This is a genomic window from Mediterraneibacter agrestimuris, from assembly GCF_943193195.1.
Lineage (GTDB): Bacteria > Bacillota > Clostridia > Lachnospirales > Lachnospiraceae > Schaedlerella > Schaedlerella agrestimuris.
The window spans coordinates 1-1,998 of sequence record NZ_CALPDG010000105.1 but is presented as its reverse complement, the minus strand read 5'-3'; the positions used below and the strand labels follow the sequence as shown (position 1 = coordinate 1,998).

The window sequence follows — 1,998 nt, the reverse complement described above, 5'->3', positions numbered from 1 at the left end:
ATTTCTCAAAAATTTGGCAGATTGGTGCTTTGGGCAGGCATATTCACTTTTCAGTTGCAGTTTGCGGAAACTCAAGACATTTCTTTTTCAAAAACTAAAACAAAAACCCAAAAATAAAAACAAAGATTCTATCCTTATCTGGAATCAATCAAGGGTTATAACTGCACAAAGCATAATTACAAACGTGAACAAGTCAGAGTATGTAACCATAAGCACCAACCCCCTTTCCTTATCGTCCAGCGGTTGGTATAGCACCTCAACGGTTCCCCGGGTAAATATATTATTGTTAATCCGTAGCAAAATACAGCGTACCGAAATTCGGTACAATTTTCAGTGAATAACTTTCCTCGTTATAAAATCTATAATCACTGCGCTTTCCGGGGGGATTGACGCTTTCCTCTTGTTTCTTGATCAAGTCAATCATCTGTCCCATTATCCAGCGTTTATCTTTTAAAGAAAGTTCATTGTAGTAATTGAGAAGTTCTTTTTCTTCGGGAGATAAAAATTGTGCATTAGGAAAATATTTTTCTATAGATCCATATTTGCATTCAGTATGTTCGTTTCCCTTTTTCACTTTGCGATAGTATTGTAATAAATTTAGTTCTTGTGGAGATATATTTTTTGCGGATACTTGGGCATTCTTTGAACTTGATAATCCAACCAAATAATTTATATCAACATCAAAAATTCGAGAAATTTTTAATAGTATATCAATTGGCGGTGTTCGTTGATTGTTTTCATAAAAAGATATCATTTTAGGGGTTAAGCCTATCATGGTTGATAACTCTTTTTGAGTGAGGTCTTGGTCTTCACGAAGACTTCGGATTCTGTTGCCTAAAACACTAATTTCTGAATTCATACTACACCTCCTAATATCAACTATAAAAATTTTATCATAGAAATGATAAAAACTATTGACAATGAACTATAAGTACATAAAGGGGTGAAAAAATGAAAAATAATAACATAAGAGAAATAAGGACTAAAAAGAAAATGAGCGTTACTGAATTAGCAGAAAAATCAGGTGTTTCTAAATGTTATGTTTATTTTATAGAAGCAGGAGAGAAGAATCCATCATTAGAAACGGCACAAAAGATATCTAAAGCATTAGAAACTCAGATTGACGAAATTTTTTTGTACAGAAATGTACTTTAAGTACATTTCTGGTATCCGGACGGGACATACTGAAACTATAAAGAGGAGGGGAACAATATGTATCTGGAAGAAAGAGTAGAGTCTTTAGAAAAAACATGTAAAGAATTATCGAATCGTATCCTAATGTTGGAAGCGAGGGGAAAGGATGAAATTTTAACTCCTGCAGAATTTTCCAAGCGGATAAAAGTGAATCAGAATACTGTTTATTGCTGGATTCGGGAAGGGAAGATTAAGACATTAGCAAATATCGGAACGGCGCTTCGGATACCAATGAGTCAGTTTTATGAAGATGAAAGTGATTCGGGAGAATGGTTTTCGTTGATGATGGAAGAAGATGGTCCTGATGAGGAAATTGTGAAAAAACCACAAAGAAAGAAAATTTCAAAGTCAAAAGAATTGAAACGGGATTTTGAGAATTACCTGAAACAAAAGAACATAGTGTGACTCGGAAGAAGGATGATGTAAATGCTGCAAAACGATATAGAAAAACCACCCCTGAAAACTTTGGTCGGTTAAAGGGTGGATTTCCTAGTTACGTTATTAAAAGGTGATTGCGTTTAAAAACAACTCCCTTATGTATTCAATATATCATAAGAGATTTGGGAAATCAACTTTCAATTTAAAAGGGATTAAAAAATTTAACTATGTACCGAATTCGGCACATAACATAGAGGGATAAAACGATACAAAGGAGCAGTTATGATTCTTTTAAAAGGATACAATCGAAAGTTAAAAAAATGGGTGGAAATGCATATTGATGACCGGGCTTGAGTTTCCGCAAACTGCAACTGAAAAGTGAATATGCCTGCCCAAAGCACCAATCTGCCAAATTTTTGAGAAATA

At 34.1% G+C, this 1,998-nt stretch carries 3 protein-coding genes; 2 read left to right on the top strand and 1 reads right to left on the bottom strand.

Annotated features, from left to right (window positions below; genetic code table 11):
• Window positions 1-286 precede the first annotated feature (286 nt).
• On the bottom strand, window positions 287-859 hold the full coding sequence (locus NFS18_RS19225; RefSeq protein ID WP_251393183.1) for a helix-turn-helix domain-containing protein: 573 nt from the start codon (window positions 857-859) through the stop codon (window positions 287-289).
• A gap of 92 nt (window positions 860-951) precedes the next feature.
• On the opposite strand from NFS18_RS19225, the gene NFS18_RS19220 reads away from it, so the two are divergent.
• Window positions 952-1,155: a helix-turn-helix transcriptional regulator gene (locus tag NFS18_RS19220; protein ID WP_251393182.1), complete on the top strand. Its 204-nt coding sequence runs from the start codon at window positions 952-954 to the stop codon at window positions 1,153-1,155.
• Window positions 1,156-1,212: 57 nt separating this feature from the next.
• Entirely contained in the window at window positions 1,213-1,599 is a 387-nt protein-coding gene (locus tag NFS18_RS19215) for a helix-turn-helix domain-containing protein (protein WP_251393181.1), read from the top strand.
• The last annotated feature ends 399 nt before the right edge of the window (window positions 1,600-1,998 follow it).